At 65.9% G+C, this 26,863-nt stretch carries 27 protein-coding genes; 18 read left to right on the top strand and 9 right to left on the bottom strand.

The genetic code is table 11. The features are described 5' to 3' along the window. The first annotated feature begins 541 nt into the window (after window positions 1–541). The 8 genes from XaplCFBP3123_RS10800 to XaplCFBP3123_RS10765 all read left to right on the top strand — a co-directional run bounded on the left by XaplCFBP3123_RS10800 (window position 542) and on the right by XaplCFBP3123_RS10765 (window position 9,268). Window positions 542–2,860, top strand: coding sequence for a TonB-dependent receptor (locus XaplCFBP3123_RS10800; protein WP_104534036.1), 2,319 nt, complete (start codon window positions 542–544; stop codon window positions 2,858–2,860). Window positions 2,861–2,908: 48 nt separating this feature from the next. Beyond that, on the top strand, window positions 2,909–3,595 hold the full coding sequence (locus XaplCFBP3123_RS10795) for a Fe2+-dependent dioxygenase (protein ID WP_104534035.1): 687 nt from the start codon (window positions 2,909–2,911) through the stop codon (window positions 3,593–3,595). Further along, the gene (locus tag XaplCFBP3123_RS10790) at window positions 3,588–4,346 is read left to right on the top strand and encodes a tetratricopeptide repeat protein (RefSeq protein ID WP_104534034.1); all 759 of its coding nucleotides are present in this window, start codon (window positions 3,588–3,590) and stop codon (window positions 4,344–4,346) included. Before XaplCFBP3123_RS10795 ends, XaplCFBP3123_RS10790 begins: the two co-directional genes overlap by 8 nt. A gap of 7 nt (window positions 4,347–4,353) precedes the next feature. After that, window positions 4,354–4,992 carry a PepSY-associated TM helix domain-containing protein gene (locus tag XaplCFBP3123_RS10785; RefSeq protein ID WP_104534244.1) on the top strand — a complete coding sequence of 213 codons (639 nt, stop codon included), beginning with the start codon at window positions 4,354–4,356 and terminating at the stop codon, window positions 4,990–4,992. Between the two features lie 20 nt (window positions 4,993–5,012). Next, entirely contained in the window at window positions 5,013–5,528 is a 516-nt protein-coding gene (locus XaplCFBP3123_RS10780) for a DUF2271 domain-containing protein (protein ID WP_104534033.1), read from the top strand. A gap of 173 nt (window positions 5,529–5,701) precedes the next feature. Continuing rightward, window positions 5,702–6,505 (top strand): DUF4198 domain-containing protein, encoded by an 804-nt coding sequence (locus tag XaplCFBP3123_RS10775; protein ID WP_104534032.1) that lies wholly within the window; start codon window positions 5,702–5,704, stop codon window positions 6,503–6,505. Between the two features lie 67 nt (window positions 6,506–6,572). Then, entirely contained in the window at window positions 6,573–7,547 is a 975-nt protein-coding gene (locus XaplCFBP3123_RS10770; protein WP_104534031.1) for an FAD:protein FMN transferase, read from the top strand. Beyond that, window positions 7,544–9,268 carry a flavodoxin domain-containing protein gene (locus tag XaplCFBP3123_RS10765; RefSeq protein ID WP_104534030.1) on the top strand — a complete coding sequence of 575 codons (1,725 nt, stop codon included), beginning with the start codon at window positions 7,544–7,546 and terminating at the stop codon, window positions 9,266–9,268. Before XaplCFBP3123_RS10770 ends, XaplCFBP3123_RS10765 begins: the two co-directional genes overlap by 4 nt. Window positions 9,269–9,356: 88 nt before the next feature. Here XaplCFBP3123_RS10765 and xopAW read toward each other — a convergent pair whose 3' ends face one another. The 3 genes from xopAW to XaplCFBP3123_RS10750 form a co-directional block, all read right to left on the bottom strand. After that, window positions 9,357–10,022, bottom strand: a complete 666-nt coding sequence (gene xopAW, locus XaplCFBP3123_RS10760) for an EF-hand domain-containing protein (protein ID WP_104534029.1) — start codon at window positions 10,020–10,022, stop codon at window positions 9,357–9,359. Window positions 10,023–10,177: 155 nt separating this feature from the next. Then, a complete protein-coding gene (locus XaplCFBP3123_RS10755) occupies window positions 10,178–10,951 on the bottom strand; it encodes a HutD/Ves family protein (protein WP_104534028.1) in 774 nt (257 codons plus the stop codon). 477 nt (window positions 10,952–11,428) lie between these two features. Beyond that, window positions 11,429–11,803: a ComEA family DNA-binding protein gene (locus XaplCFBP3123_RS10750; protein WP_016904771.1), complete on the bottom strand. Its 375-nt coding sequence runs from the start codon at window positions 11,801–11,803 to the stop codon at window positions 11,429–11,431. A 157-nt stretch (window positions 11,804–11,960) separates the two neighbouring features. Between XaplCFBP3123_RS10750 and XaplCFBP3123_RS10745 the strand changes: the two genes are divergently transcribed. The 4 genes from XaplCFBP3123_RS10745 to murU all read left to right on the top strand — a co-directional run bounded on the left by XaplCFBP3123_RS10745 (window position 11,961) and on the right by murU (window position 15,743). Beyond that, a complete protein-coding gene (locus XaplCFBP3123_RS10745; RefSeq protein WP_104534027.1) occupies window positions 11,961–13,454 on the top strand; it encodes a M20 family metallopeptidase in 1,494 nt (497 codons plus the stop codon). Between the two features lie 228 nt (window positions 13,455–13,682). Further along, window positions 13,683–13,955: a GlsB/YeaQ/YmgE family stress response membrane protein gene (locus XaplCFBP3123_RS10740; protein ID WP_104534026.1), complete on the top strand. Its 273-nt coding sequence runs from the start codon at window positions 13,683–13,685 to the stop codon at window positions 13,953–13,955. Window positions 13,956–14,013: 58 nt separating this feature from the next. Further along, window positions 14,014–15,036, top strand: coding sequence for an aminoglycoside phosphotransferase family protein (locus XaplCFBP3123_RS10735; RefSeq protein ID WP_104534025.1), 1,023 nt, complete (start codon window positions 14,014–14,016; stop codon window positions 15,034–15,036). After that, a complete protein-coding gene (gene murU / locus XaplCFBP3123_RS10730) occupies window positions 15,033–15,743 on the top strand; it encodes an N-acetylmuramate alpha-1-phosphate uridylyltransferase MurU (protein ID WP_104534024.1) in 711 nt (236 codons plus the stop codon). Before XaplCFBP3123_RS10735 ends, murU begins: the two co-directional genes overlap by 4 nt. Window positions 15,744–16,571: 828 nt before the next feature. Here the strand turns inward: murU and hda are convergent. Genes hda through XaplCFBP3123_RS10715 form a run of 3 tightly spaced genes read right to left on the bottom strand, consistent with a single transcriptional unit; the run spans window position 16,572 to window position 19,554 of the window. Continuing rightward, window positions 16,572–17,282: a DnaA regulatory inactivator Hda gene (gene hda, locus XaplCFBP3123_RS10725; protein WP_104534023.1), complete on the bottom strand. Its 711-nt coding sequence runs from the start codon at window positions 17,280–17,282 to the stop codon at window positions 16,572–16,574. Next, window positions 17,279–18,445 carry an AI-2E family transporter gene (locus XaplCFBP3123_RS10720; protein WP_104534022.1) on the bottom strand — a complete coding sequence of 389 codons (1,167 nt, stop codon included), beginning with the start codon at window positions 18,443–18,445 and terminating at the stop codon, window positions 17,279–17,281. The genes hda and XaplCFBP3123_RS10720 overlap by 4 nt, the downstream gene beginning before the upstream one ends. After that, window positions 18,442–19,554 carry a DUF2066 domain-containing protein gene (locus XaplCFBP3123_RS10715; RefSeq protein ID WP_104534021.1) on the bottom strand — a complete coding sequence of 371 codons (1,113 nt, stop codon included), beginning with the start codon at window positions 19,552–19,554 and terminating at the stop codon, window positions 18,442–18,444. Before XaplCFBP3123_RS10715 ends, XaplCFBP3123_RS10720 begins: the two co-directional genes overlap by 4 nt. 22 nt (window positions 19,555–19,576) lie before the next feature. Between XaplCFBP3123_RS10715 and purM the strand changes: the two genes are divergently transcribed. From purM to XaplCFBP3123_RS10690, 5 genes are all read left to right on the top strand, one after another. Beyond that, on the top strand, window positions 19,577–20,710 hold the full coding sequence (gene purM / locus XaplCFBP3123_RS10710) for a phosphoribosylformylglycinamidine cyclo-ligase (RefSeq protein WP_172453204.1): 1,134 nt from the start codon (window positions 19,577–19,579) through the stop codon (window positions 20,708–20,710). A gap of 14 nt (window positions 20,711–20,724) precedes the next feature. After that, window positions 20,725–21,183, top strand: a complete 459-nt coding sequence (locus XaplCFBP3123_RS10705; protein ID WP_104534019.1) for a hypothetical protein — start codon at window positions 20,725–20,727, stop codon at window positions 21,181–21,183. 36 nt (window positions 21,184–21,219) lie between these two features. After that, complete coding sequence (gene purN / locus XaplCFBP3123_RS10700) at window positions 21,220–21,873, top strand: phosphoribosylglycinamide formyltransferase (protein WP_104534018.1); 654 nt, start codon at window positions 21,220–21,222, stop codon at window positions 21,871–21,873. A gap of 65 nt (window positions 21,874–21,938) precedes the next feature. Beyond that, window positions 21,939–22,754 carry a DUF3108 domain-containing protein gene (locus XaplCFBP3123_RS10695; protein WP_104534017.1) on the top strand — a complete coding sequence of 272 codons (816 nt, stop codon included), beginning with the start codon at window positions 21,939–21,941 and terminating at the stop codon, window positions 22,752–22,754. Between the two features lie 3 nt (window positions 22,755–22,757). Then, complete coding sequence (locus XaplCFBP3123_RS10690; RefSeq protein ID WP_104534016.1) at window positions 22,758–23,441, top strand: DUF3108 domain-containing protein; 684 nt, start codon at window positions 22,758–22,760, stop codon at window positions 23,439–23,441. Between the two features lie 396 nt (window positions 23,442–23,837). Here XaplCFBP3123_RS10690 and XaplCFBP3123_RS10680 read toward each other — a convergent pair whose 3' ends face one another. From XaplCFBP3123_RS10680 to XaplCFBP3123_RS10670, 3 genes are all read right to left on the bottom strand, one after another. Then, entirely contained in the window at window positions 23,838–24,161 is a 324-nt protein-coding gene (locus XaplCFBP3123_RS10680; RefSeq protein ID WP_104534015.1) for a hypothetical protein, read from the bottom strand. Beyond that, the gene (murA, locus tag XaplCFBP3123_RS10675) at window positions 24,158–25,432 is read right to left on the bottom strand and encodes a UDP-N-acetylglucosamine 1-carboxyvinyltransferase (RefSeq protein WP_104534014.1); all 1,275 of its coding nucleotides are present in this window, start codon (window positions 25,430–25,432) and stop codon (window positions 24,158–24,160) included. The genes XaplCFBP3123_RS10680 and murA overlap by 4 nt, the downstream gene beginning before the upstream one ends. Before the next feature lie 118 nt (window positions 25,433–25,550). Next, complete coding sequence (locus XaplCFBP3123_RS10670; protein WP_016905061.1) at window positions 25,551–25,778, bottom strand: BolA family protein; 228 nt, start codon at window positions 25,776–25,778, stop codon at window positions 25,551–25,553. Between the two features lie 53 nt (window positions 25,779–25,831). On the opposite strand from XaplCFBP3123_RS10670, the gene XaplCFBP3123_RS10665 reads away from it, so the two are divergent. Continuing rightward, a complete protein-coding gene (locus tag XaplCFBP3123_RS10665; RefSeq protein ID WP_104534013.1) occupies window positions 25,832–26,833 on the top strand; it encodes a KpsF/GutQ family sugar-phosphate isomerase in 1,002 nt (333 codons plus the stop codon). Window positions 26,834–26,863: the final 30 nt, after the last annotated feature.

Raw genomic sequence — 26,863 nt, 5'->3', positions numbered from 1 at the left:
CAGCCTTGAGTTGAGGCCACTGAGGGCTCTGGCCTGCAGCCCCGGTCCCGTCCGGCATGCACACCAGAAGGCCGCAGATCCGCGCACCCGTGAGAAGACTCGCTGCCATGTCAGCGAGATCGACCAGGCTCGATAGCGGCACTTCGCCCCGCTAGCAGGCACAGACCCGCGCATTTCCATGTGCGACCCCGCATTGATTACTGCAGTGGCCTGACGCCTCGGACAGCGCGATTGCCTCGGTACGTGGCGTCAGCCGGCAACGATTGCAAAAAAGAATGATTTTCATTTAATATCACAATCCTTCAGGCCTTCTTAACAACTGGCCTGCCCTGCGATCCCATGCGCCCAGCTCTGCTCGACACCTTTTTACTGACCTTGCCCCGCATGCGCCTTGCTGCGCAGTGCCTGTGCGTGTCCGGAGACTGGTCGGGCCAACTGGCCGCCTCGGGCTAGCGGGCGCGCATTCTCCGATCCGCCTTCCCTCCCGCATCCGCCGAGCCATCGCCAGGCCGAATCCTCGCTTTCCTCTTCGAGACGCCTCATGACTCCCAGGATTTCCCCGCTCACCTCGGCCGTGCTGCTGACGCTGTCCGCTCCTGCCTTCGCCAAGCCTGCCGATGCACCGGCGCCGCCGGGTGCGGTCGATCTGGACGCCATCCGGGTACAGCAGGAACGTGCGCAAAAGGCGTCCTCGCCCAAGTACACCGAGGTGCTGCGCGATACGCCGCAGACGATCACCGTGGTCACCAAGCAGACCATGGACCAGCAGAACCTGCTGTCGCTGCGCGATGTGCTCAGCACCCTGCCCGGCATCACCTTCGGCGCGGGCGAAGGCGGCGGTGGCTATGGCGACAGCATCAACCTGCGCGGCTTCACCGCCAGCAGCGACATCACCACCGATGGCGTGCGCGACAGTGCGCAGTACAGCCGCAGCGACACCTTCAATCTGGAAGCGGTGGAGCTGATCAACGGCGCCAACTCGGCGATGTCCGGCGCCGGCTCGGTCGGCGGCAACATCAATCTGGTCACCAAGACCGCCGGCCAGGGCGACTTCACCAACGTCGTGGTCGGGGGCGGCAGCGACCGCTACGGCCGGCTGACCGCCGACAGCAATTACGATTTCGAAAACGGCACCGCCGTGCGCCTAAACGCGATGGGCCACACCCAGGACGTGCCGGGACGCGATGAGGAGTTCCGTCATCGCTGGGGCTTTGCGCCGTCGGTGGCGTTCGGCCTGGGCTCGGATACACGCTTCACCCTGAGCTACCTGCACCAGCACGACAACAACCTGCCGCAGTACGGCGTGCCGTTCGCGCTCAGCCGGTTCAACGACGGCCCGCTGCCCGGCGTGGACCCGGAGACCTTCTTCGGGTACCGCAACACCTCGCGTCAGCAAATCGACGTGGACATGCTGACCGGCGTGCTGGAAATGGATTTCGACGACAACGTCAAACTGCGCAGCCTGGCGCGCGTGCAGCGGGTCGACCAGACCACCAACGCCACCGCGCTGCAGGGCACCTGGTGCCTGCCCGACGGCACCGATCCGTACACCGGCCGCGCCTGCGCCGGCCAGCCAGCGGCCAGCTGGAATCCGAACAGCGGCCCGCGCGGCCTGGTGCGCGAGACGGAGAACTTCATCGCGCACAGCCAGACCGACCTGACCGCCACCTTGCACACCGGCGCCATCGAGCACCGCGTGGTCGCAGGCGTGGCCTTCAGCAAGGAAGACTTCGAACTCGATAGCGGCACTACCTTCCGCAATGCCGATGGCTCCACCGCCGGCATCACCTACCCGGTGCAGTCCTTCGACAATCCGTACAACATCTGGACCGGCCCGCAACATTATTTCCGCACCGGGCGCAGCAAGGGCAGCCTGACCAATCAGGCGGTGTACCTGTTCGACACGCTGCAGTTCAACGAACAGTGGATGCTCAACCTGGGCGGTCGCTACGAGCACAACGAAGGCGACAGCACCACCTACACCCTCAACGCCGCCGGCAACGTCACCGGTGTGAGCCCGGGCTTCCCGGCCGGCAGCGAAGAGGACCTGTTCTCGTACCGCGCCGGCCTGGTGTTCAAGCCGGCCGAGAACGCCAGCCTGTATCTGTCCTACGCCAACAGCAAGACGCCGTCCAAGGCCTCGGTCAACGGCTCGTGCACGCCGATCGCCACTGCCACCGCCGGTGCCAACTGCAATGTCGAGCCGGAAACGGCGGTCAACATCGAACTGGGCGGCAAGTGGGACGTGCTGGACCAGCGCCTGGCACTGACCGCTGCGCTGTTCCGCAACGAGCGCGAAAACTACAAGGTCAACAGCGGCGATCCGCTGATCCCCGAGCAGGTACTGGACGGCAAGGCGCGCGTGGACGGCATCGCGCTCGGCGCCGCCGGTTACCTGACCGAGCGCTGGTCGATCTTCGCCAACTACACCTTCCTGGACAGCGAAGTGCTGCAGAGCGTGTCCAACCGCACCGAGAGCCTCACCGGCGACCCGGTGGCCGGACGCGACCTGGTGCAGACCCCGCGCAATGCCGGCAACATCTGGACCACCTACACGCTCAACCAGTGGACCTTCGGCTACGGCGTCACCTACCAGGGCGGTTTCTATCCGAATAATTCCTCGGCGGCCGCCTATATCAAGACCGATGACTACTGGGTGCACCGCGCGATGGTCGGCCTGCGCCTCAACGATCGGCTCAGCCTGCAGTTGAACGTCAACAACCTGTTCGACGAGGAGTACTACACCAGCGTGCGCAACAACCTCACCGTCAACGCGGCAGGAACTGTCACGGCGGGCAACGGCTGGGCGCTTCCTGGCGAAGGCCGCTCGGCGGTGTTGAGCGCCACGTTTAGTTTCTAAGCCTCCGGCACGCCGTCCGCACAGCGCGGGCGGCGTGGAGATCTGCGCATGTTGCTGCCCATTCCCGATGTCCTCACCCCCGCACAACTCGGCGAGTTGCGGGCACGGCTGGACGCAGCCGACTGGGCGGACGGCCGCATCACTGCCGGCCATCAGTCGGCGCAGGCCAAGGACAACGCACAACTGCCCGAAGACGGCGCGGTGGCACGCGAGGCCGGCGCGCTGGTGCTCGAGGCGCTTGCCCGCAACAGCACGTTCTTTTCGGCGGTGTTGCCGCGGCGCATCTATCCGCCGCTGTTCAATCGCTACAGCGGCGGGCAATCGTTCGGGTATCACGTCGACAACGCGATCCGTTACGACCGCAGTCGCGGCGGCGCAGATCCCATCCGCACCGACGTCTCCGCCACCTTGTTTCTCAGCGACCCGGACAGCTATGACGGCGGCGAGCTGGTGATCGAGGACACCTACGGTACGCAGTCGGTGAAGCTGCCGGCCGGGCACCTGGTGATCTATCCCGGCACCAGCCTGCATCGGGTGATGCCGGTGACCCGCGCCGCCCGCGTGGCGTGTTTCTTCTGGACGCAGAGCATGTTGCGCGACGATGCGCAGCGGCGCCTGCTGTTCGAACTGGATGTGTCCATCCGGCGGCTCACCCAGGACACCCCCGGCCATCCGTCGCTGATCCAGCTCACCGGCGTGTACCACAACCTGTTGCGGCAATGGGCCGATGTCTGAGCCCGCACTGGACCCGGCGCAGCTGATCGAGCTGCTGCACACGCACCCAGATCGTGCGGTCGCGCTGCTGCGCAAGGCCGCCGAGCGCCAGGATCTGGCGGCGCAACTGCTGCTCGCCCAGCTCTACGCCGAAGGACGCGGCATCCGCGCCGATCCGGCCATGGCGATGCTGTGGTACGAAGTCGCCGCCAACGCCGGGCATGCGGAAGCGATGAACCAGTTGGGGCGCTGCCACGAACTGGGCTTTGGCACCGCATGCAACGAGGTGCTGGCGGCACTGTGGTATCGCCGCGCCGCCGAGCATGGGCTGGATTGGGGCATGTACAACCTCGCGCATCTGTACGGTTCCGGCCGTGGCGTGGCGCAGGATCACGCGCAGGCGCTGGCGCTGTATCGCACCGCCGCCGAACGCGGGCATGCCAAGTCGATGAACTTCCTGGCGCGCTATCTGGACCAGGGCCTGGCCTGCGCCGCGGATCCGATCGCTGCGCACCACTGGTATCGCCGCTCTGCCGAAGCAGGCGATTTTCGCGGCCAGGCCGGTTATGCCACCTTGCTGGCAGACGGCGGCGACATCGACCAGGCCGAGCGATGGATGCGCCGTGCGATCGCCGGCGGGCATGCCGGCTTCCTGCAACAGCTCACCCCGTTGCTGGCGGGTGCAACGCAACCACGTCTGCGCGCGTTGCTGAGCGAGGTGGCCGTGCGGCAATCGCAGTTGCAGCCGTCGCCCGCAGCGGATGTGGCCTGAGCGCGGCATGGCGACCTCCAACGACAGCCTTGCCACCACACAGCAACGCCGCGGTTTCTGGCTGCGCATGCTGCATCAGTGGCATTGGATCAGTTCGGCGCTGTGCCTGATCGGCATGCTGCTGTTCACCATCACCGGGCTGACCTTGAACCATGCCGCGCGCATCGAAGCCAGCCCCTCGACCGAACACCGCACGCTCACGCTGCCGCCCGCCCTGCTGAAGTCCCTGGGCAGCCGCGAGGACGGCGACGCCCCGCTGCCGCCACGCGTGGCGCAGTGGCTGGGACGTGAGCTGGATATCAGCATCGGTAACCGTGCCGGCGAATGGTCGGCCGACGAGGTGTATCTGGCGCTGCCGCGTCCTGGCGGCGATGCCTGGCTGAGCCTGGACCGCAGCACCGGCGCGATCGAATACGAGCGTACCGGGCGCGGCGCCATCGCCTATCTCAACGATCTGCACAAGGGACGCAATGCCGGGCCGGCCTGGGGCTGGTTCATCGACGTGTTCGCCATTGCCTGCCTGGTGTTCTGCATTACCGGGCTGTTCCTGCTGCATCTGCATGCGCGCCAGCGCCGCATGACCTGGCCATTGGTCGGCCTGGGTTTGCTGATTCCGTTGCTGCTCGCCCTGCTGTTGATCCACTGACCTTTCTACCGGAGACGATCATGCGCGCCACCCTGACCATCGCCCTGAGCGGCCTGCTCGCCATGCCGGCATACGCCGCCACGCTCGACATCAATGTCGAGATCCCCAAGCTCAACGTCGCCGAATATCACCGCCCGTATGTGGCGATCTGGCTGGAAGGTGCGGACCAGAAGGTCGCCGCCAATCTGGCGGTCTGGTATCAATCCAAGGACACCGCCGAAGGCCACGGCACCAAGTGGCTGCCGGATCTGCGCCAGTGGTGGCGCAAGAGCGGGCGCACCCTCGAGGTGCCGGTCGACGGCGTCACCGGCCCCACCCGTCCGGCCGGCGCGCATGCGCTGTCGTTCTCCGACACCAAGGGCGCATTGAAGTCGCTGCCGCCCGGCCAGTACACGCTGGTGGTGGAAGCCGCGCGCGAGGTCGGCGGCCGCGAGCTGGTCAAGCTGCCTTTCAGCTGGCCGGCGACGTCTGCGCAAACCGCCAAGGCCAGCGGCAGCAGCGAGCTCGGCGCCGTCAGCCTGGTCGCCAAACCCTGAGCCTGGCGCCGCTGTTGTCGGCCGCAGGCAACATGCGCGGCAGGCAACGGCGCATACGCGCATTGCATCGCGTTGCCAGATACACATCGCTTCCCACGCATCCACGCAGCGCCATACCTGCGCGCTGATCAGACACGTGACCCACCGTCCTGATCATCCTTCAAGGAGTTGTCATGAAACGTTCGCTCGTCCTGATCGCCATGCTCGCCGCACTGCCGCTCAGCGCACTCGCCCACAAGGCCTGGTTGCTGCCGTCGCAGACCGTCATCGCCGGTGAGGCGCCGTGGATCACCGTGGATGCAGCGGTGTCCAACGACCTGTTCTACTTCAACCACGTGCCGCTGCGCCTGGACAACCTGAGCATCACCGCGCCCGATGGCAGCGCGCTCAAGCCGGAAAATCCGGCCACCGGCAAGTACCGCAGCGTGTTCGACCTGCAGCTCACCCAGCCCGGCACCTACAAGCTGAGCATCGTCAACGCCGGCCTGTTCGCCAGCTGGAAGGAAGACGGCAAGCCCAAGCGCTGGCGTGGCAACGAAGCCCGCTTCGCCACCGAGGTGCCGAAGAACGCGCAGGATCTGCAGGTCTCGCAGTCCTTCAACCGGGTGGAAACCTTTGTCACCCGCGGTGCGCCGACCACCACGGTCTTCAAGCCCGCCGGCAAGGGCATCGAGTTGATTCCGGTGACTCATCCCAACGATCTGGTTGCCGGCGAAGCGGCACAATTCACGCTGCAGCTGGATGGCAAGCCGGCGGCCGGGCTGGAGATCGAGATCGTGCGCGGTGGCACCCGCTATCGCGATGCGCAGGACGAGATCAAGCTCAAGACCGATGCCAAGGGCGGCTTCAGCGTGACCTGGCCGGAGCCGGGCATGTACTGGCTGGAAACCACCACCGAAGACACCAAGACCTCGCTGCCGCAGGCCAAGCAGCGCCGCCTGGGCTATGTCGCCACGCTGGAAGTGTTGCCGCAATAATCTGCCGGCACGCGGCAGGAGCGCGCATAGCGTGCATCCTGCCGCCCCATCTTCATAAGATCCGCCCATGCCCGCACCGTCTTCCACCGACCACGCCATCGCCACGCTCGGCGGCCGCAGCATGGGCACCACCTGGAGCGTGAAGCTGGTGGTGCCGCGCGGACGCGATCTGCACCCCTTGCATGCGTGCATCCAGGCCGCACTGGATCGCGTGGTCGCGCAGATGAGTCCCTGGGAAGCTGATTCGGATATCAGCCGTTATAACCGCGCACCGCCAGGCAGCTGGCACCGTCTGCCAGACGAGTTCCACGCAGTGCTGAGCGCCGCACTGGAGATCGCACAGGCCAGCGGTGGCGCCTTCGATCCCACCGTCGGCCCGATGGTCGAGCTATGGGGTTTCGGTGCCGCCGGCGCGCGTCAGCGCGTGCCGGCAGCGAAGGCGATCGCATTGGCGAGGCTGCGCTGCGGCTGGCAACGCCTACAGCTGGATGGCATGCGTGTGCTGCAACCGGGCGCAGCGGCACTGGATCTATCCGGCATCGCCAAAGGCTTCGGTGTGGACTGCGTGCATCGCGCCTTGCTGCAGTCGGGTATCGACAGTGCATTGATCGAGGTCGGCGGCGAAGTGTTCGGCTACGGACGCAAGCCCGATGCCAGCACGTGGCGCGTGCTGGTCGAATCCGCCCCCGACGAAGACGCCGGCAGCGCGCTACCACCACGCGTGCTGGTGCTGGACGCTCTGGCGGTCGCCACCTCCGGCGATCGCTGGCACCGCTTCGAAGCCGATGGCGCACGCTACACGCACACCTTCGACCCACGCACCGGCGCGCCGGTGCCGCACGCGCCCGCAGCCGTCACCGTGCTCGCGCCCGATGCGATGCAGGCCGATGCCTGGGCCACCGCGATGACCGTGCTTGGCGTCGAGGCCGGTCTTGCCCAAGCACGCAAGGCGGAACTGGCCGTGCGATTTCTGGCACGCAACGACGGCATCCTGCTCGAATCCATGAGTCCCGCATTCGAACGCCATTTGTCCGCGTCATGACCAACGCCAACTCACGCGTGTGGCTGGGCAACGGGCTGGTTCTGCTGGCGCTTGCCGTCATCGTCGGCTGGCTGGGCGGCCTGCATGACGGCACATGGTGGAATGCACCCACGCCGCAGCGCTGGCAACTGGCAGCTCTCGGGCTGGCGCTGTATCTGGGTCTGTGCACGGCCGTGCTGCTGCGTGCGCGCAAGCGCGTCGGCGCACAACGCGCAGACGCCAGCGGCGTATTGATCGTATGGGCAAGCCAGACCGGATTTGCGCGTGAGCTGGCGCAACGCAGCGTTGCCGCGCTGCAATCGGCAGGCGTGGGTGCGCATGCGCTGCCGATCGAAACCGTCGATAGCGATCAACTCGCATGCGTGCCGCGGCTGCTGTGCATCGTCAGCACTACCGGCGAAGGCGATGCGCCCGACCATGCGCAGGCAGCCGAGCGCGCTTGGTTGGCCGACGACGCGCAGGATCTGACTGCCGTGCGGTACGCGGTGCTGGCCCTGGGCGACCGTGGTTACGCGCACTTTTGCGCGTTCGGCCGGCGCCTCGACGATCGCCTGCAGACGCGTGGCGCCACGCGCCTGTTCGAACGCATCGAGGTCGATAACGCCGACCCGAACGCACTGCAGCACTGGCAGCGCCGTCTGATGGAACTGGCGCCCGCACTCGCGACGCAACCCGACTGGAGCCTGCCGACCTACACCACCTGGCAGCTACGCGAGCGTGTCCACGTCAATCCCGGCAGTGCGGGTGCGCCGATTTACCGACTGCGCCTGGTGCCATGCGATGGCGCATTGCTGCAGTGGAGCGCAGGCGATATCGCGGAGATCGCACCGCATAACGCACCGGATGCGGTGGAGTCCTGGCTGCAGCGCAACCACAGCTATGGTGGACAGCGCATCGACGGCCGCACTCTGCGCGACTGGCTCGGCGGCGCGCAACTTCCCGTCGATGCCGATGCCGATGTTGGTATCGGTATGGGTGCCAGTCCCGATGTCGAGGCCGAAGTCAACATCGGCCAAGGTACGGGTACGGGTACGGGTACGGGTACGAATACAGGTACAGGTACAGACATAAGTTCAATAATGGACGCAAAAGCATTCGTGCGTCGCCTGGCCGCCCTGCCCCATCGCGACTACTCGCTTGCGTCCATCCCCGAGGAAGGCCACGCCGAACTGCTGGTGCGCGAACACCGGCACGCCGACGGCAGCCTGGGTCTGAGTAGCGGCTGGCTCTGCGTCCATGCACCGATCGGCGCGCACATCGCGCTGCGCTTGCGCAGCAACCCCGGCTTCCACCCGCCCGCACCCGACCAGCCGATGCTGCTGATCGGCAACGGCACCGGCATTGCCGGTCTACGCGCGCATCTGCGTGCACGCATCGCAGCCGGCGCGCGTCGCAACTGGCTGCTGTTCGGCGAACGCAATGCCGCACACGACGCGCTGTATGCCGACGAGCTGCAGCGGTGGCAGCAGGACGGCTGGATCGAACGCCTGGAGCTTGTCTACTCGCGCGATCAACAACGGCCACCGCATTACGTCCAACACGCACTGGCCGCAGCCGCCGACCGCCTGCGTCGTTGGATCGATCAAGGCGCCTGCATCTACGTCTGCGGCAGCCTGCGCGGCATGGCACCCGAGCTCGACCACACGCTGGATTCCATTCTCGGTGCCGAGGTCAGACAGGAACTGCTACGCAACGGCCGCTATCGCCGCGACGTGTACTGAACCATCGCGTGCGGCACTGCCAAGAGCGATGAAAACAGCTGCTCCGTAGCAGCCATCCCAGCGCCAATGTTATCGCTCAATCACCGCGTTACGCTGCCAGATCGACCAGATTGCTCGTTGTCGCGCTGCCACCGATGCTGCGGTACTGCCCCACGGCCATCTGTACCAACGCTGCATACGCCTGCTGCGTACCGTCATTGCTGGATGCATCGGCCGATGACGGCGGTCGCGGCGGCGGATCGCGCGGCGGCATCGCCTCTTGCAGTTCCTGCAGACTCAGCGCGCCGCTCTTGTCGCTGTCGAGCAGGTCCAGCAGTTGCGTGCTCGATGCGCTGTCGCCATTGACCAGCGTGCTCAATTCACCGCTGCTGACACTGTCGTCGCCATCGCTGTCCAGGCCGGCGAACAACGACTGCACGTCCTGTCCTTGCTGCCCCGGCGGCGGAGGCGGCGGCGGCAGTGCCTGCGCCAGTTCGCTCTCGCTGACGGTGCCGCCACCATCCTGATCGAGCATGCTCAGCAACCCATCGATGTCGATCTTGCTGTCGTCATCGCTATTGGACGACAGCGCGGTCGACAGCTCCGACGCGGTCAGGCTGCCATCGCTGTCGCTATCGATGGACTTGAACAATTGTGTCAGCGGATTGGTTTTTTCCGACTGCGCAGCGGATGCGCTGTTGCCGGTGGTCGCACTACGGCTTGCATAGGACGTGTAGGCGGCATAGCCGGCTCCGACCGAGCTGATGGTACTCATTGATTTCCCCCTGGAATTGCCGGAACCACTCCCGACGTTTGCACTATTCCCGAGCCAGGTGGCACGGCGATACCATCGTTTGTCTGCGTTGACACGAATGCGCCAGGGCGCGTGCTGAGGGGGCACGAGCTGCTTACGGATAAAGATGAAGCGTCCTAGACCGGACTGATCCGGATCGCCAGTAACTCACCGCCGCCATCGAGCACATAGCGGGTACGCGTGGAGGCACTCAGCCACGCGGTATCGCCGGCAGCCAACGGTGGCAAGCCGCTATCGCGCCCAAAGCTGGCGTGGCCTGCAAGCAGATGGATCGCCCAGGCGCTGCCCGGATCGGCGAAAAACAGCATGGTGCCGACCAGCGGCCGATGCAGCAGTTCGGTCTGCACCAGATCGCGCCGCCACATCAGGTTGAAATCCCGGGTCGGCCCGCCGAGCAGCGTCGCATGTACCGTTTCTTCGCCTGCGAATCGGACGCGCTGGTGCGGGGGCAGCAATTCGTAGCTGCGATGACTGCTGCCAGGAACATCGGTACCGCCATCGGCGCCGGCGTCATGGCCGCTACAGTCAGCGCCACAGCCCTCATTGCCACTGCCGCTATCGCTTTTGCTGCCATTGCCGCCGCCAGTAGCAATACCAATGCCAATGCCTGCACCGGTGCCTGTGCCTGTGCCTGTGCCTGTGCCGCTGGCAGCATCGCCAAACTGCAGCCGCATGCCATTGCCGTGCAACAGCACCAGCTCGCGATCGATGCCCGGGAATGCGGAAAACGCCGCGTCCTGCTCGATCTCGGCGATCGACAGGCGTAGCGACCACGCGTCGGCTTCGCCGAGGCGCAAGATCTCGCGCGTCCAGCCCAGTTGATTGCGCCATCGTTCGCGCCGGTAGTCGGTGGCCGGAATCACCCGGCTGCTCAGGTCTGTCAGCTGCATTGGCGCATTGTGCCCCAAGCGCTGCGGTGCTCCGTCATTCCCCGGCTCGGCGCACTGGCGCGTAGACCAGCTCCACTGCAGATGCGTGCAACAGCGGCAGCCAATGCCAACCACGTGCAGGCAACCAGCACTCACCTGCAAGACGCCACTCATCAGGCGGACGCCTGCAGCTGAAAATATGCTTGTAGGCAGACGGTCGATCAGCGGAATCGGCCTACCGCCGGAAGCAGATCGCCGCGAACGGCACCCACTGCGCCACTCCATTTCCACCGCACGACCGGTATCCCCGGAACGGCCGCTCGCGACAGCCAATCCACCGCGCCAAACCCCAAAACGAAAAACGCCCGGCTGCACATCCAAGTGCAACACCGGGCGATTCCACGTCCTTGTCGGCTTCCAGCCATCCCCCGGACATCCTGTCCAGTTAGGTTGCGGCCACGCATCCTCGCGTCGAACCGTATCTCGGATCCCTTCCCCTTAACGTCGTCCCACCGGTTTCACCGCCGCCCCCTTGGCAGCCTTCTTGGCGGGAGCCATCGTGGCTCCTACTTCGATCAGGTCTCGATTCCGTTCGACCGTCTTGAGTCCGATGCCCTTGACCAGTGCCAGTTCCTCGGCACTTTTGAAGGGACCGTTTGCCTGACGGTGCTCGACGATTGCCTCGGCTTTTGATCGCCCGACATTCGTCAGCACCTTGTCCAATTCCTCAGCAGACGCGGTGTTGATATCGACCTTGTCGAGTGCATACGCATTCGAGGACAACAGCAACGCCAGTAGCAGGGACTTCAGGGCTACGGTAAATGACTTCATTGCAACGCTCCTTGTGGCTTGGGTGATGGTCCTAGCCAGCATTCCTGCCGGCGGAGCCAGTGTCCCGCGCCACATGCAGCAATCCTATCGTCAACGAACTTTTCACACAGCCGGTGAACTGCGCGCCGCCCTGTAGGGAAATACCTACCCCCATGCGCGGGCGTAGAATGTGCCATTACGTAACGTATTCGGAGTCTCCATGGACAGCGCCAAGATCGACCAATTCATCAGCGACACCTGGGACCGCGAAATCGTCCCGCAATTGGTCGATTACATCCGCATTCCCAATAAATCGCCGATGTTCGACGCCGATTGGGTCGCCCATGGCTATATGGAGCAGGCGGTCACCCTGATGGAAACCTGGGCGCGCGCGCAGGCCATCGCCGGCATGCAGGTCGAGGTGGTGCGCCTGGAAGGCCGCACGCCGTTGATCTTCATCGAGATTCCGGCAACCGGCGCCGAATCGGGCGAGGACACCGTGCTGCTGTACGGCCACCTGGACAAGCAGCCGGAAATGACCGGCTGGGACGCCGACCTTGGCCCGTGGGAACCGGTGCTGCGCGACGACAAGCTGTACGGGCGCGGTGGCGCCGACGATGGCTACGCGATCTTCGGTTCGCTGGCGGCGGTGCTGGCGCTGCGCACCCAGGGCCTGCCGCATGCGCGCTGCGTGGTGCTGATCGAGGCCTGCGAGGAATCCGGCAGCTACGACCTGCCGGCCTATGTCGATCATCTGGCCGCACGCATCGGCAAACCATCGCTGGTGGTGTGCCTGGATTCGGGCTGCGGCAACTATGAGCAGTTGTGGTGCACCACCTCGCTGCGCGGGCTGACCGGCGGCAATCTGAGCGTGAAGGTGCTGGAGGAAGGCGTGCATTCGGGCGATGCCTCCGGTGTGGTGCCGTCCAGTTTCCGCTTGCTGCGCCAGTTGCTGTCGCGGATCGAGGACGAAACCAGCGGCCGCATCCTGCTGGATGGACTGCATGTGGACGTGCCGGCCGAACGGCTGACGCAGGCCAAGGCCGCGGCGGCGACGCTGGATACCGCCATCTTCGACAAATTCCCGATGGTCGATGGCCTGGTGCCGATGCATGACGACCTCACCGAGCTGGTGTTGAACCGCACCTGGCGCCCGGCGCTGTCGATCACCGGCGTGGACGGCATGCCGCCGCTGGCTTCGGCCGGCAATGTGCTGCGTCCGCAGACCGCAGTGAAGCTGTCGCTGCGTCTGCCGCCGACCGCCGACGGCAAGGCCTGTGGCGAACTGCTCAAGGAAGCGCTGCTACGCGACCCGCCCAATGGCGCCCAGGTGACGCTGGAGCTGGAAAAGGCCTCGTCCGGCTGGAATGCGCCGGCGATGGCGCCATGGCTGGAAAAAGCCATCGACGACGCCAGCCTGGCGTTCTTCGACAAGCCGGCGATGTACATGGGCGAAGGCGGCTCGATTCCGTTCATGGGCATGCTGGGCGAGAAGTTCCCCGGCGCGCAGTTCATGATCACCGGTGTGCTCGGCCCGCATTCCAATGCGCATGGTCCGAACGAGTTCCTGCACATCCCGATGGGCAAGCGGGTGACGGCCTGCGTGTCCAAGGTGATCGCCGAGCATCACGCCGCCTGCCTGCGCGGCGAGACCAGCGGCTCGCCGGTGGCCGCCGACAGCGGCACCCGTCATGGCGGGCATGGCTGCTGCTGAGTTGGCGGTTTAACCGATGCACGCCCTTGGCGTGCATCGGCTGATGGAAGTGCTAGATCGCACTGAGTGAGGGTTCGCGCGCAGGTGCGTGGGTGGTTGGCTGTGTGGTTTTTACGCATCGCCTTGCTGCGTATCCCCACCCCAACCCCTCTCCCGATGGGAGAGGGGCTTGGAGCTTGCTCTTGGTGAAGTGCTAGTCTGCCGATCCCACTTCCCTCAGTGCCTGCGATGAACACTCTCTTCGGTAGCGACAGCTGGCTTTACATCATTCTGGTCGGCTTCGTGGTCGGGCTGCTGGCCCGTTTCATCACGCCCGGCACGCAGCGACTGGGTTGCCTGCTGACCATCGTGCTGGGCATTGCCGGTGCAGTGGTGGCCAGCTGGTTCGGCCGCTACATGGGCTGGTACCACGCCGGCGAACCGGCCGGTTTCGTCGGTGCGTTGCTGGGTGCGATCGCGATCCTGGCACTGCTACGTCTGTTCAGCGGCAGCAAGCGTTGATCGACCCGGCATCGCTTTCGACCTGGCTACGCCTCACTTCACGACACAGCACTCACCCATGACGTCATCGTTGCTTCCCGATACCGCGCGCGCTGCGCTCCGTCTGCAGTGGGCGCAGCATGCGTTGAACGATCCTGAAGTCACGCTGCAACGTGCTTCCGTGGATGCGGGATTCCGCAGTTACTGGCGTACGCAGGGACGCGGCGTGGATCGAATCCTGATGGATGCGCCGCCTGCACTGGAAAATGTGGCGCCCTGGTTGCGCATGCACGCACTGCTCGGCACGCACGGCGTGCGCGTGCCGCAGGTGCTTGCGCAAGATCTTGAAACGGGCTTCTTGCTGTTGGAAGACCTGGGCGTGCCGACCTTGGCGCAGGTACTGACCGACGCCAACGCCGACGCGCTGCTGGATGCTGCGATCGGTCAGTTGTTGCTGCTGCAGCGCATTCCGCCGCCCGCCGACAGCGGCGTGTTCGGCGAGGCGCTGCTGCAACGCGATGCCGGCCTGTTCGAAGAATGGTTTCTCGGCCGCCACCTGGGCCTGCAGCTGGACTGCGGGCATGCCGAACAGCTGCAGTTGGTGCAGCGCCGCTTGATGGACAACGCACTGGCGCAATCGCGCGTCTTCACCCATCGCGATTTCATGCCGCGCAATCTGATGCCGGTCGGCGACGGGCCGGCGGTGCTGGATTTTCAGGATTGCATGATCGGGCCGATCGCCTACGACCCGATCAGTCTGTTCAAGGACACCTCGGTGAGTTGGCCGCTGGCGCGCGTGGATGGCTGGCTGGAGCGCTACCACGCACGTGCCGCAGCGGCCGGATTGCCGGTGCCGCCGCTGGCGCAATTCCTGCGCGATGCGGACTGGATGGGCGTGCAGCGGCACCTCAAGAATCTCGGCATCTTCGCGCGCCTGAGCCATCGCGACGGCAAGCATTGGTATCTGGATAACGTGCCGCGTTTTATCGCCTATCTGGACGAGGTGTTGCCGCGTCATCCCGACCTTGCGCCGCTGATCGTCCTGCTGGAAAACCTGATCAAACCTGCCCTGGCGGCACGCTCCGCACAGGCCGGCGCATGAAGGCACTGATCTTCGCGGCCGGTTTCGGCGAGCGCATGCGTCCGTTGACCGAGCGCACGCCCAAGCCGCTGCTGTCGGTCGGCGGCACGCCGCTGATCGTCTGGCATCTGCGCAAGCTGGCCGCACTGGGCGTGGACGAGGTGGTGATCAATACCTCGTGGTTGGCCGAGCAGTTTCCGCAGGGACTGGGTGATGGCAGCGCGTTCGGGCTGCGGCTGACGTACTCCTTCGAGGGCACCACCCCGCTGGAAACCGGCGGCGGCATGCTGCATGCGTTGCCGTTGCTGGGCGATGCGCCGTTCCTGCTGGTCAACGGCGATATCTGGACCGATTTCGATTTCGCGCGGCTGTCGGGTGCGCCGGCGGGCCTGGCGCAGCTGGTGCTGGTCGATCGCCCCGCCTATGCAACGCGCGCAGACTTTGCGTTGGATGCCGATGGCAAGGTGCGCGCAGATCTACCCGCGACGCTGACCTACGCCGGCATCGGCATGTATCGACCGGCACTGCTGCACGATTGGCAGTCGGTCATCGGCCAGCTCCCAGAGCCCACCGGCACGGCACCGCGCTTCGCGCTGGCGCCGATCCTGCGCGCGCAGATGGCAGCAGGCCTGATCGACGGCATCCACCATGCCGGACGCTGGACCGATGTCGGCACGCCGCAGCGGCTGGCGGAACTGGATGCCCAGTTGCTGCGCGACGGCGGCTGATCGCATCCAAGCCGCTGCAAACGCCCGGCCACGCGTCGTGCATTGCTCGATCGCCCATCTCGATGGGCTTGCAGCCAACCTGCAGCTCTGCCGCTCTGCAACCGATCTCTCCGCGTTGCTCAGGTCTCCCCCTGAAGCAAATCGAGACTTGGAGCGTGGCGGCGAATAGGTGCAGTCCGATGCTTGAATCAACGGCCTGGTTCGTCGAGGGCGCGATGCCCTCACCACTTCCGGGACACGCTGTGAATCCGTCCCTGGAGGCTCCTTGGCGGCATCCATGCCGCCAAGGGTCCCGGAACCGGTAAGGACATCACGCCTGCCAAGTTGGTCGTGCGCTGATGGAACTGCACAAGCGAGATGACTTAAGCCAGATGACTTAAGGTAGCGGCATAGTCGCCTGTATGCATGGATGCATGGCTATGTCGCGACAGGGGCGATCCAGATCGCCTCTCCGCGCGCATTCGACGGACAGTGTCGCTGCAATCAGATCACGTCGGTCAGATCACACAAGGTCCATGGAACCCGTCGACCTGACTCGCCGACCGCCGCTCCTGCTGTATCCATGCATACCGACCATCCCGACAGGTCCTTGTCCGCCCACCGTCGCGGGACCTTACGCGGCATGGATGCCGCGCCGGAGCCTGCATGGACGTACTTGCGGCGTGTCCCGCGATGGTGGGCGGGCAAGGGCCCTGCAGCAGAACCACAGACCATCCGCTCTGTGAGCTTTTAGGCGTTGTGCCTCAGGTCCCTGGGCACTGCGATAGCTGTGCTGATGGGAAGCGCTAAGCAGCCTGCTTCTGCCTAGCGGTGAGCGTGGCAATTGCGTCAGCTGCTCGAAGAGCCGCGATCTTCCAGCACCCGCCGCAGGAACGGAACGGTGATGCGTCGCTTGGCAGCCAGCGATTCGCGATCCAGCCGGTCCAGCAATGCCACCAGTCCGGCCAGTTCGCGTTCGCTGTGGGTCAGCAGCCAGTCGATTGCCGCCTCGTCCAGCGCCAGTCCGCGCCGTTGCGCGCGATCGCGTAACACGGCCGCGCGCCCTGCATCGTCGAGTACCGGCAGGCTGATGCGGATGCACTGCGACAGCCGCGAGCGCAGATCCGGCAACACCAACGCCAGGCCGTCGGGCATGTGCCGCGCGGTGTACAGCAAGGTCGTGCCGGCAGCGCGCGCACGGTTATGGAAATCGAACAGCGCCACTTCGTCGTCGCGCTGCCCGGCAATGCTGTCCACGCCGTCCAGTGCGACCAGGCTGCGTCCTTCCAGCGCTTCGAGCGCATCACGCAATCGACCGGTGGCGGCGTGCAGGGGCAGGTATGCCGGGGCACGCCCGGCCTGCTCGGCGGCCGCGCACAACGACAACGCCAGATGCGTCTTGCCGGTGCCGGCGGGGCCGGACAGATACAGCCAGTCGTTCACCTGCCCAACCGCCAATGCCTGCAATTGCGACAGCAGGCCGGCGGGCGCGGCGATGTAGCTATCGAATCGCTGGTCGGGCGGCGCGCGTAACGCCAGTGGCAACTGCGGAACACTCACGAGCGATCCGTGTCCTTGCCTGGGTCGATGATCACGCTGCGATCGGGCGTGGACTGCAGCACGATGCCGGCACGTTCGCCCGCATACAGATCGCTGCGCGTGTACTGCTCATGCGCATAGCGCAGCAGCACATTGGCCACCGCCGCCACCGGCAGCGCCAGCAGCATGCCGAGAAAGCCGAACAACTGGCCACCGGCCATCACCGCGAAGATCACCGCCACCGGATGCAGGCCGATCTTGTCGCCGACGATACGCGGCGTCAGCACATAGCTTTCCAGCAACTGGCCGACGGTGAACACCACACCGACGCCGATCAGCAACTTCAGGTCGAAGCCCTGCGCCTGTACCACCGCCGCCAGCAGGGCGAGCACGATGCCGGTGGTGGCGCCCAGGTACGGAATGAAGCTGATGAAGCCGGCGATGATCCCGATCAACAGGCCCAGATTGAGCCCGATGATGGACAGGCCGGCAGCGTAGATCGCCCCAAGCGCCAGCATCACCAGGAACTGGCCGCGGATGAAGCCACCCAGCACGTCGTTGGATTCCCGTGCCAGCCGGCTCACGGTGCCGATGTAGGCGCGCGGAATGACCGCGGCCACACGCTCCACCAGGCGGTCCCAGTCGCGCAGGAAGTAGAACGCCAGGATCGGCAGCAACGCCAGGTTGATCACCCAGGTCACCATCGCAAAGCCGGAACGCTGCACGTAGCCGAAGAAGGTCTTGGCGGCCCCGCCGGCCTGTTCCCAGTGGCTGCGGATCCAGTCGATCAGGCGCTCCGGGTCCAGCCAGCCCATCAGTTCCACGCCGGTCTTGGCTTCCAGCCACGGGATGGCGGTACTGATCGCCCAGGCACGCATCTGCGGCAGCGCGTCGATCAGGGTCATGATCTGGCGCTCGATCATCGGCACCAGAATCATCAGCGCCAGCACGAACAGCAGCAGCGCCAGCACGAATACCAGCACCACGGCGATGTTGCGCGAGCGGCCGGCGCGCTCGATGCGGTCCACCAGTGGGTCGCCCAGCCAGGCCAGCAACAGCGCCAGCACGAACGGCGTCAGGATCGGCGACAGCAGCGACACCACCCACAACGCGCCGACAGTCACCGCCACCCATTGCAGGCGACGCAGAAACAGGGCGATTTCGGCTTCGGGAGTCAAAGTCATTTCAGGCGGTACTCGGCGTGCTCGTTTTCGAGAATGATCGGGCCCTCGGTCGGCACCGAAACGGGTACCAACGGGCTGTTGTCGCCGAGCATACGGTTGAGACCGGAAATGCCCGTGAGCAATTCCAGATCCACTTCCATGCGGTCGCCGTTGGCGCTGATTGGGCGGATGCTGCGCACCACCGAGACACCCTGCAGCGCGGCAGAGACGCGCAGGTAATCGTCGGCGCTGCCGATGCCGGTAATCACCGCGCGGTAGACCCCGGGCACACCCGAATCCACGCGCTTGGCGTAACGCTTGACCAGGGCATCGGCCGCGCCGTCGGCACCGGCGGCCATCGCGCGACGCGCGTCGCCGTCGCTGCTGGTCCAGCTGGACAGCACATTGCCGTTGTCGACGAAGACCCAATCGGCGGTCCAGCCGGCGTCATTGCGGTAGAGCTTGCCGATCAACTGCATCGGCGGGCTGTACTTGGCTGAGGCGCGCGCCACTGCGGCGGCGTCCTTGCGCCAGATCGCGCCGGCCAGCACCTGCTCGGCGGCGGCACCGCCGGGCAGGCCGAGCCGGTAGCCGCGCTCGATCGCCCGGTCCAGCACGCTGCGCGCGGCATTGGCCTGCGCCACACCGACCAGGCGCGGGCCGCTGCCGTCGTCGATGGCCAGCCACAGCACCGGCTTGGGCCGCGGCAGTGGCCACACCGGCAGGCCCAACGCAGCGATCAGGCCATCCACGTCCGATTGCCGGAAGCGTGCCACCAGCACGGTGCGGAAGGTCGGCGCGCCGGTGCGCGAGGTGCCCTGGTCCTGACGGTAATCGTAGTTTTCGACATAGCCCGGCGCGCCGCGCAATGCCTGCGAGACGCCGGGGCGGCTCATCACGCCGCGGTCGCCGGAGACCTTGCCCAGTACCGCGCCGAGCGCGCGCGCCAGCGCACCGGGGCGATCGGACTCGCTCTGGCTGTTGACCGGCACTTCGGCCTCGTAGGCACTTTGCGCCTTGGCGACGTCGCCTTCGGTGCGTAGATCGGCCTGCGCAAAGGCCGGCGCGAGGGGCATGGCGACCACGAGGGCGAGAAAGAAAGCGAGACTGCGGCGCATCGACGGTTCCATGACTTAAGCGTATCCGGGTGAATTGTTGCCCGAATGGGACGCCAGCGCCAACGTGGCTGCTAAAATCGCCGCCTTTACAGCCGAGCCCTCCCCGCCCGTGACCAGCCCAACGCCTTCCAATTCCTCGCCCATGACCTACCGTGAGGCAGGCGTCGACATCGATGCCGGCAATGCATTGGTCGAACGCATCAAGCCGCTGGTCAAGCGCAGCTTCCGGCCGGAGGTGATGGGTGGCCTGGGCGGGTTTGGCGCCTTGTTCGACCTGTCCGGCAAGTACAAGGAGCCGGTGCTGGTGTCCGGCACCGACGGCGTCGGCACCAAGCTCAAGCTGGCCCAGCAGCTGGGCCGGCACGACACCATCGGCATCGACCTGGTCGGCATGTGCGTCAACGACGTGCTGGTGCAAGGCGCCGAGCCCTTGTTCTTCCTGGATTATTTCGCCACCGGCAAGCTGGACGTGGACACCGCCGCGGCGGTGGTCGGCGGCATCGCGCGCGGCTGCGAGCTGTCCGGCTGCGCCCTGATCGGCGGCGAAACCGCCGAGATGCCCGACATGTATCCGCCGGGCGAGTACGACCTGGCCGGCTTCACCGTCGGCGCGGTGGAAAAATCGCAGCTGCTGGACGGCGCGCAGGTCCGCGCAGGCGACATGCTGATCGGCATCGCCTCGTCCGGCCCGCATTCCAATGGCTACTCGCTGATCCGCAGGATCTACGAACGCGCCGGCTCACCCGCCGAGCTGGTGCTGGACGACGGCGTCAAGCTGATCGATGCGCTGATGGCGCCGACCGCGCTGTACGTCAAACCGATCCTGGCGCTGCTCAAGTCGCATGGCGACAGCATCCACGCCATGGCGCACATCACCGGCGGCGGGCTGACCGAAAACATCATCCGGGTGATCCCCGACGGCCTGGGCCTGGACATCGACGCCACCGCCTGGACGCTGCCGCCGGTGTTCGCCTGGCTGCAGCGCGAAGGCGCGGTGGCCGATGCGGAAATGTGGCGCACCTTCAACTGCGGCATCGGCTTCGTGCTGATCGCCGCGCCCGGGCAGGCCGCTGCGCTGGAACAGGCGCTGGAGGCGCAGTCGCTGGCGCATTGGCGCATCGGCCAGGTGGTGCCGGCGCAAGGCGACGAGCGCGTGCGGATCGGTTAATCGAGGAGACCTGCATGGACGCTGCCCCACTCGCACTGCCGGCACCGGCCAGCGCTGACGATCTCCAGCACCTGAAACTGCTGTCGATCTTTCACTATGTGCTGGCCGCCATCACTGCCCTGTTTTCGCTTTTCCCGTTGATCCACCTATTCATGGGCATTGCGATCATCAGCGGGCACCTGCCCATGACAAATGCCAATGCGGATGCAACATCGATGGATCCGCGATTGTTCGGCTGGTTCTTCGTGGCGTTCGCAGGTGTGTTCATTGTCTGCGGCCTGACGCTGGCAGGTTTCATGGCCTACGCCGGTCGTTGCATTGCCCAGCGCAGACGGCATCTGCTGTGCCTGATCGTGGCCGGCATTTCCTGCTCCTTCATGCCGTTCGGTACCGTCGTCGGCGTGTTTACGCTGGTGGTGCTGCTGCGCCCGCAGGTCAAGGCCTTGTTCGCTCCCACCGCCACCGCAGCGTGACGCGCACTGCCCCATGACTTCAGCGAATCCGACCACATGAGCCTGCGTCTGGCCGTTCTGGCCTCCGGCCGTGGCAGCAACCTGCAGGCCATCCTGGATGCCATCGCCAGCGGCCGGCTGCGGGCCGAGGTGGTCGGCGTGTTTTCCGATCGCCCGCAAGCGCCGGCCCTGCACAAGGTCGATGAGGCACTACGCTGGAGCGCCAGCCCGCGCGACTTCGCCGACCGCACCGCCTTCGACGCCGCACTGGGCGATGCGATCGCCGCCGCGCGGCCGGACTGGGTGATCTGCGCCGGCTACATGCGCATCCTCGGCGAGCCGCTGGTGCGTCGCTTTGCCGGGCGCATGCTCAATATCCACCCCTCGCTGCTGCCCAAGTACCGTGGTCTGCACACCCACGCCCGCGCACTGGAAGCCGGGGATGCCGAACATGGCGCCAGCGTACATCTGGTGGTGCCGGAACTGGATGCCGGCACGGTGATCGCGCAGGCGCGCGTGCCGGTGCTGCCCGACGACAGCCCCGAGCAGCTGGCCGCGCGCGTGCTGGCGCGCGAACACCCGCTGCTGCTGGCCACGCTGGACCTGCTTGCCAGCGGGCGCGTGGACGTACGTGGCGATGGCGTCCACATCGACGGTCAGTGCCTGTTTACGCCATTGCGACTAGAGTCCGCTGACACCGCACTCGCCTGAATGCGGATACGCCCTCCTCATCCTGTCTCGGACATCCTGGCGGCCCCCTGCCTCGCTCTCAGCGCATGAAACTCCTCCCGATCGCCGCCGCGCTGCTGACCACTGCCCTGCTCGCCCCGGCCGGTGCCGGCCGTGCGCAACAGGCGCCTGCCGTGCCTGCGCCAGCGGCCCCTGCTCCGACTGCGGCGCCGCCGGCATCAGCCGCCCTGTCTGCAGGCACCTGGACGCCGCCGCCACTGCAGCCCTTCGTGGCGACGTACCAGGCGTTCTACCGCGGCAAGGAAGCCGGCGATGCCACCATGCAGGTCAGCAACGGCGAAGGCAGCCAGTGGCGTATCGACATGTCGGTGCGCGGCCGCAAGGGTTTTGCCAGCATCCTCGGATTGAATCTGGAACAGAGCACGGTGTTTCGCGTCGATGGCGACACCTACGTGCCGTTAAGCCAGAGCACCGTGCGCAAGGCGATGTTCTTCGGCAAGAAGGTCACCGGCGTCTACAACTGGCAGACCGCCAGCGCCCAGTGGGACGGCGATCTGAAGAAGGAGCGCCAGCAGGCGATTCCCTTGCAGCGCGGCGACCAGAGCGCGCTGTCGCTGAACTTGTCGCTGATGCGCGACGCACAACCCGGGCGCAGCCTGAGCTATCGCTACGTCGATGTCGGCCGGGTGCGCAAATACGACTACAAGGTCGCCGATGCCACCGAAGTGGTGCAGGTCGGCGATCTGAGCTACGACGCGTTGCGCGTGTACCGCGTCAACAGCGGCGACAACGAAACCATCCTCTGGATCGCCAACGGAGTTCCCACGCCGGTACGCATCCTGCAACGTGACAAAGGTGAGGATCAGGTCGATCTACGCCTGGTCGAATATCAAGGAGCCTGACCCATGCACACCGTTTCCCGCACCTGTTCGCTGATTGCCGCTGCCGCACTGGCCGTGGCCAGCCTGCCCGCGTTCGCCATGCAGCCGTTCCAGGCCGATTATTCGGCCAACTACATGGGCATGCAGGCCAATGGCACCATGACCCTGGCCGCCGCCGGCGCCAATCAGTGGCGCTACACGCTCACCATCCAGAACCAGCTGGCCAACCTGACCCAGAGCACGGTGTTCGAAGAGAGCAACGGCCAACTGCGCCCGGTCAGCAGCAACGACACCTCGTCGATGATGGTCAAGCGCCGCAACGTCACCGCCAATTACGACTGGAAAACCAGCCAGGCCACCTGGGGCGGCGACATCAAGCCGGATCGCCGTGGCCCGGTGAAGTTGCAGCCCGGCGACATGGATGCGCTGCTGATCAACCTGGCGATCACCCGCGACCTGGCAGCCGGCAAGCCGCTGAACTACCGCATGGTCGATGAAGGCCGCATCAAGCCGATGAGCTACAAGGTGATCGGCAAGGAAACCATCACCGTCAACGGCAAGCAGGAACAGGCGACCAAGGTGTCGCGCGTGGACGGCGACAAGGAATTGATCGCCTGGGTGGTCAAGGACCTGCCGGTGCCGGCGCGCCTGTTGCAGAAGGAAAAAGGCCAGGACGCGCTGGATCTGACCATCAAGGGCCTGCGCTAAGCGGGATGCACCTGGCATTTTAAGAGCGCGCCAAGGCGCAAGGCTTTAGGAGTCAGTGGGTCGAAGGCGCGGTGCCCTCACCGCTCGCGGGACACGCCGTGAACCCGTCCCTGGGGGCTCGGTGGCGGCATCCATGCCGCCACACGGTCCCGCAATCGGCAAGGACACCGCACCAGAGAGTGAGTGGGTTGTTTTGTTGAAAACATGCACACCGACCATTTCGACGGGTCCTTGCCTGTTCACCGTCGCGGGACCTTACGCGGCATGGATGCCGCGTAAGCGCTTACAAGGACGTACTTGCAGCGTGTCCCGCGATGGTGGACGGGCAAGGGCCCTGCAACCAAGCCGCAGATCAGCCGCTCAACGGCTGATCTATCCACACCGACCTATCACTCCTCAGGGCTTGGCCGCAGCCTTGTCATCGCCGCTGGAGAACACCGTGCGGCAGTCCACGCGGATCTGCTGGTCATTCTTGCGCCAATAGAACAGATCGCAATGACGCTTGCCTTCGACGGTCTTTTTCACCGCCACCGCATAGAACGACTGCGCGATCTCGTCGCGGCTGGCGGTGCCGTCGTTGTTCCAGTCCATGTCCTTGAACTCGACGCCTTGGGTGATCGCCATACCGACCGACCAGGCATACGCCAGCCACGCCAGGATCAGCACGATCGCGCCGAGCAGGATCTTGCGCCGGGTGGTGAACCGCCCGCGCAGGATCATGCGATGCGCCGGATGGTCGCGCCCAGCGCCCCCAGCTTCTCCTCGATGTTTTCGTAGCCACGGTCCAGGTGGTAGATGCGGTCGATGGTGGTATCGCCGTCGGCCACCAGTCCGGCCAGGATCAACGACGCCGAGGCGCGCAGGTCGGTCGCCATCACCGGCGCGCCACTGAGACGCTCGGTGCCGCGCACGATCGCGGTATGGCCTTCGACCTGGATGTCCGCGCCCAGGCGCAGCAGCTCGTTGACGTGCATGAAGCGGTTTTCGAAGATGGTTTCGTTGATCACGCCCACGCCATCGGCCACGCAGTTGAGCGCCATGAACTGCGCCTGCATGTCGGTCGGGAACGCCGGGTACGGCGCGGTGATCAGGTTGACCGCGCGCGGGCGCCTGCCGTGCATGTCCAGCGTGATGCTGTCGGCGGTGGTGGTGATGCTGGCGCCGGCTTCGGTGAGCTTGTCCAGCACCGCGTCCAGGGTGTCCGGACGTGCACGACGCACGGTGACGCTGCCGCCGGTCATCGCCGCGGCAACCAGGAAGGTGCCGGTCTCGATGCGATCCGGTAGCACCGCATGGTGCCCGCCGCCCAGGCGCTCGACGCCCTGCACCACGATGCGCGGCGTGCCGGCGCCCTCGATCTGCGCACCGAGCGCGGTCAGGCAGTCGGCTAGGTCGGTGACTTCCGGCTCCATCGCCGCGTTTTCCAGCACGGTGGTGCCGTCGGCCAGCACAGCGGCCATCAGTACGTTCTCGGTGCCGGTGACGCTGACCATGTCGAACACGTAGCGGCCACCCTTCAGGCGCCCGTTGCTGGTGGCCTTGATGTAGCCGTTTTCCACGCTGATCTCCGCACCCAGCGCCTGCAGGCCCTTGATGTGCTGGTCCACCGGGCGCGAGCCGATCGCGCAGCCGCCGGGCAGCGACACTTCGGCGGTGCCGTAGCGCGCCAGCAGCGGGCCCAGCACCAGGATCGAGGCGCGCATGGTCTTGACCAGCTCATAGGGCGCAACCTGGTGGGTCACCGAGCGCGGGTCGACCAGGATCGAGCGGCCCTTGGCCAGCGTGCCTTCGTCGATGGTCACCTCGGCGCCCAGTTCGCTGAGCAGCTTCACCGTGGTGATCACGTCGTGCAGGTGCGGCACGTTGCTGATCTCCACCGGCGCATCGGCCAGCAGGGTCGCGCACAGGATCGGCAGCACCGCGTTCTTGGCGCCGGAAATATTGACTTCACCGTGCAGCGCTTGGCCGCCGGTCACTACGATTTTTGCCATGGGAGCTTGGGGAATCCGAAAAGGGACGTCGGGGGAAAGGTAAGGGCGCCAGGAGCGGCCGGGCACTTGGCAGTCGGGGCGGATGCACAGCCCGACCAGCCCAATGTCCGACAGACGCTCAGCCTTCGTCGGGCGTCAGCGTCTTGAGCTGCAGCGCGTGGATCGCTCCGCCCATCAGTTCGCCCAGGGTCGCGTAGACCATGCGGTGGCGCGCCAATGGGGCCTTGCCGGCGAAGGCGGGGCTGATCACGGTCGCCTCGAAGTGCACGCCGTCGTCGCCGTGCACGTCGACGCGGGCTTCGGGCAAGCCGGATTCGATGAGTTTACGGATGGTTTCGGCGTCCAAAGGGCGTTTCCTCATAAAATGAGCGCACATTCTACTCTTCACCCGAGTCCCGCATGGCCGTCTCGCACCTGCCCTCCGCCACCGCCAGCGACGCCAGCCTGGTCGCCAGCGGCCAGCGCGTACTGGATATCGAGCGCGAGGCCCTGGCCGGCGTGGGCGCGCGGATCGGCAGCGACTTCGCCGCGGCCTGCCGGCTGGTGCTGGCCTCGCGCGGGCGCGTGGTGGCTACCGGCATGGGCAAATCCGGGCATATCGCGCGCAAGATCGCCGCCACGCTGGCCTCCACCGGCACCCCGGCGTTTTTCGTGCATCCGGGCGAGGCCGGGCACGGCGACCTGGGCATGATCACCGAGGCCGACATCGTGCTGGCGCTGTCCTACTCCGGCGAATCGGACGAGGTGCGCATGCTGTTGCCGGTGCTCAAGCGCCAGGGCAACCCGATCATCGCCATGACCGGGCGCCCGAGCTCCTCGCTGGCCCAGGCGGCCGACGTGCATCTGGATGTGAGCGTGTCCGCCGAAGCCTGCCCGCTGCATCTGGCGCCCACCTCCAGCACCACCGCCTCGCTGGCGATGGGCGACGCGCTGGCGGTGGCGCTGCTGGACGCGCGCGGCTTCACCGCCGACGACTTTGCGCGCTCGCATCCGGCCGGCAGCCTGGGCCGGCGCCTGCTGCTGCACATCACCGACGTGATGCACAGCGGCGATGACCTGCCGCGCGTGCGCGAGGACGCCAGCCTGAGCGAGGCGCTGATGGAAATGAGCCGCAAGCGCCTGGGCATGACCGCGGTGGTTGATGGCGAGGACCGCCTGATCGGTCTGTTCACCGATGGCGATCTGCGCCGCGCACTGGACAGCGACATCGACGTACGCAGCGCCGGCATTGCGCAGGTGATGACGCGCAACCCACGCACCATCGGCGCCGACCAACTGGCCGCCGAAGCCGCGCGGTTGATGGAGGATTACAAGATCAACGGTTTGATCGTGGTCGACGCGCAGCAGCGCGCGGTCGGCGCATTGAACATTCACGACCTGTTGCGCGCCAAAGTGGTTTAACAGGTTCAGTTTTCTACCGTTGGAACCCCG

The organism is Xanthomonas arboricola pv. populi, assembly GCF_002939945.1.
Lineage (GTDB): Bacteria > Pseudomonadota > Gammaproteobacteria > Xanthomonadales > Xanthomonadaceae > Xanthomonas > Xanthomonas arboricola_A.
The sequence above is the reverse complement of the archived record's forward strand: the minus strand, read 5'-3'. Positions and strand labels throughout refer to the sequence as shown.

What these genes read in the sequence shown, in the direction of transcription:
- XaplCFBP3123_RS10690 (WP_104534016.1), top strand. Translation starts at nt 22,758, where the DNA reads ATGCACACCGTTTCCCGCACCTGTTCGCTGATTGCCGCTGCCGCACTG.
- XaplCFBP3123_RS10780 (WP_104534033.1), top strand. Translation starts at nt 5,013, where the DNA reads ATGCGCGCCACCCTGACCATCGCCCTGAGCGGCCTGCTCGCCATGCCG.
- XaplCFBP3123_RS10715 (WP_104534021.1), bottom strand. Translation starts at nt 19,554, where the DNA reads ATGGAACCGTCGATGCGCCGCAGTCTCGCTTTCTTTCTCGCCCTCGTG.
- XaplCFBP3123_RS10765 (WP_104534030.1), top strand. Translation starts at nt 7,544, where the DNA reads ATGACCAACGCCAACTCACGCGTGTGGCTGGGCAACGGGCTGGTTCTG.
- XaplCFBP3123_RS10665 (WP_104534013.1), top strand. Translation starts at nt 25,832, where the DNA reads ATGGCCGTCTCGCACCTGCCCTCCGCCACCGCCAGCGACGCCAGCCTG.
- XaplCFBP3123_RS10790 (WP_104534034.1), top strand. Translation starts at nt 3,588, where the DNA reads ATGTCTGAGCCCGCACTGGACCCGGCGCAGCTGATCGAGCTGCTGCAC.
- XaplCFBP3123_RS10800 (WP_104534036.1), top strand. Translation starts at nt 542, where the DNA reads ATGACTCCCAGGATTTCCCCGCTCACCTCGGCCGTGCTGCTGACGCTG.
- XaplCFBP3123_RS10720 (WP_104534022.1), bottom strand. Translation starts at nt 18,445, where the DNA reads ATGACTTTGACTCCCGAAGCCGAAATCGCCCTGTTTCTGCGTCGCCTG.
- XaplCFBP3123_RS10735 (WP_104534025.1), top strand. Translation starts at nt 14,014, where the DNA reads ATGACGTCATCGTTGCTTCCCGATACCGCGCGCGCTGCGCTCCGTCTG.
- XaplCFBP3123_RS10775 (WP_104534032.1), top strand. Translation starts at nt 5,702, where the DNA reads ATGAAACGTTCGCTCGTCCTGATCGCCATGCTCGCCGCACTGCCGCTC.
- XaplCFBP3123_RS10770 (WP_104534031.1), top strand. Translation starts at nt 6,573, where the DNA reads ATGCCCGCACCGTCTTCCACCGACCACGCCATCGCCACGCTCGGCGGC.
- murA (WP_104534014.1), bottom strand. Translation starts at nt 25,432, where the DNA reads ATGGCAAAAATCGTAGTGACCGGCGGCCAAGCGCTGCACGGTGAAGTC.
- XaplCFBP3123_RS10740 (WP_104534026.1), top strand. Translation starts at nt 13,683, where the DNA reads ATGAACACTCTCTTCGGTAGCGACAGCTGGCTTTACATCATTCTGGTC.
- XaplCFBP3123_RS10745 (WP_104534027.1), top strand. Translation starts at nt 11,961, where the DNA reads ATGGACAGCGCCAAGATCGACCAATTCATCAGCGACACCTGGGACCGC.
- XaplCFBP3123_RS10785 (WP_104534244.1), top strand. Translation starts at nt 4,354, where the DNA reads ATGGCGACCTCCAACGACAGCCTTGCCACCACACAGCAACGCCGCGGT.
- XaplCFBP3123_RS10680 (WP_104534015.1), bottom strand. Translation starts at nt 24,161, where the DNA reads ATGATCCTGCGCGGGCGGTTCACCACCCGGCGCAAGATCCTGCTCGGC.
- XaplCFBP3123_RS10755 (WP_104534028.1), bottom strand. Translation starts at nt 10,951, where the DNA reads ATGCAGCTGACAGACCTGAGCAGCCGGGTGATTCCGGCCACCGACTAC.
- XaplCFBP3123_RS10705 (WP_104534019.1), top strand. Translation starts at nt 20,725, where the DNA reads ATGGACGCTGCCCCACTCGCACTGCCGGCACCGGCCAGCGCTGACGAT.
- murU (WP_104534024.1), top strand. Translation starts at nt 15,033, where the DNA reads ATGAAGGCACTGATCTTCGCGGCCGGTTTCGGCGAGCGCATGCGTCCG.
- XaplCFBP3123_RS10795 (WP_104534035.1), top strand. Translation starts at nt 2,909, where the DNA reads ATGTTGCTGCCCATTCCCGATGTCCTCACCCCCGCACAACTCGGCGAG.
- purN (WP_104534018.1), top strand. Translation starts at nt 21,220, where the DNA reads ATGAGCCTGCGTCTGGCCGTTCTGGCCTCCGGCCGTGGCAGCAACCTG.
- xopAW (WP_104534029.1), bottom strand. Translation starts at nt 10,022, where the DNA reads ATGAGTACCATCAGCTCGGTCGGAGCCGGCTATGCCGCCTACACGTCC.
- XaplCFBP3123_RS10695 (WP_104534017.1), top strand. Translation starts at nt 21,939, where the DNA reads ATGAAACTCCTCCCGATCGCCGCCGCGCTGCTGACCACTGCCCTGCTC.
- XaplCFBP3123_RS10750 (WP_016904771.1), bottom strand. Translation starts at nt 11,803, where the DNA reads ATGCTGGCTAGGACCATCACCCAAGCCACAAGGAGCGTTGCAATGAAG.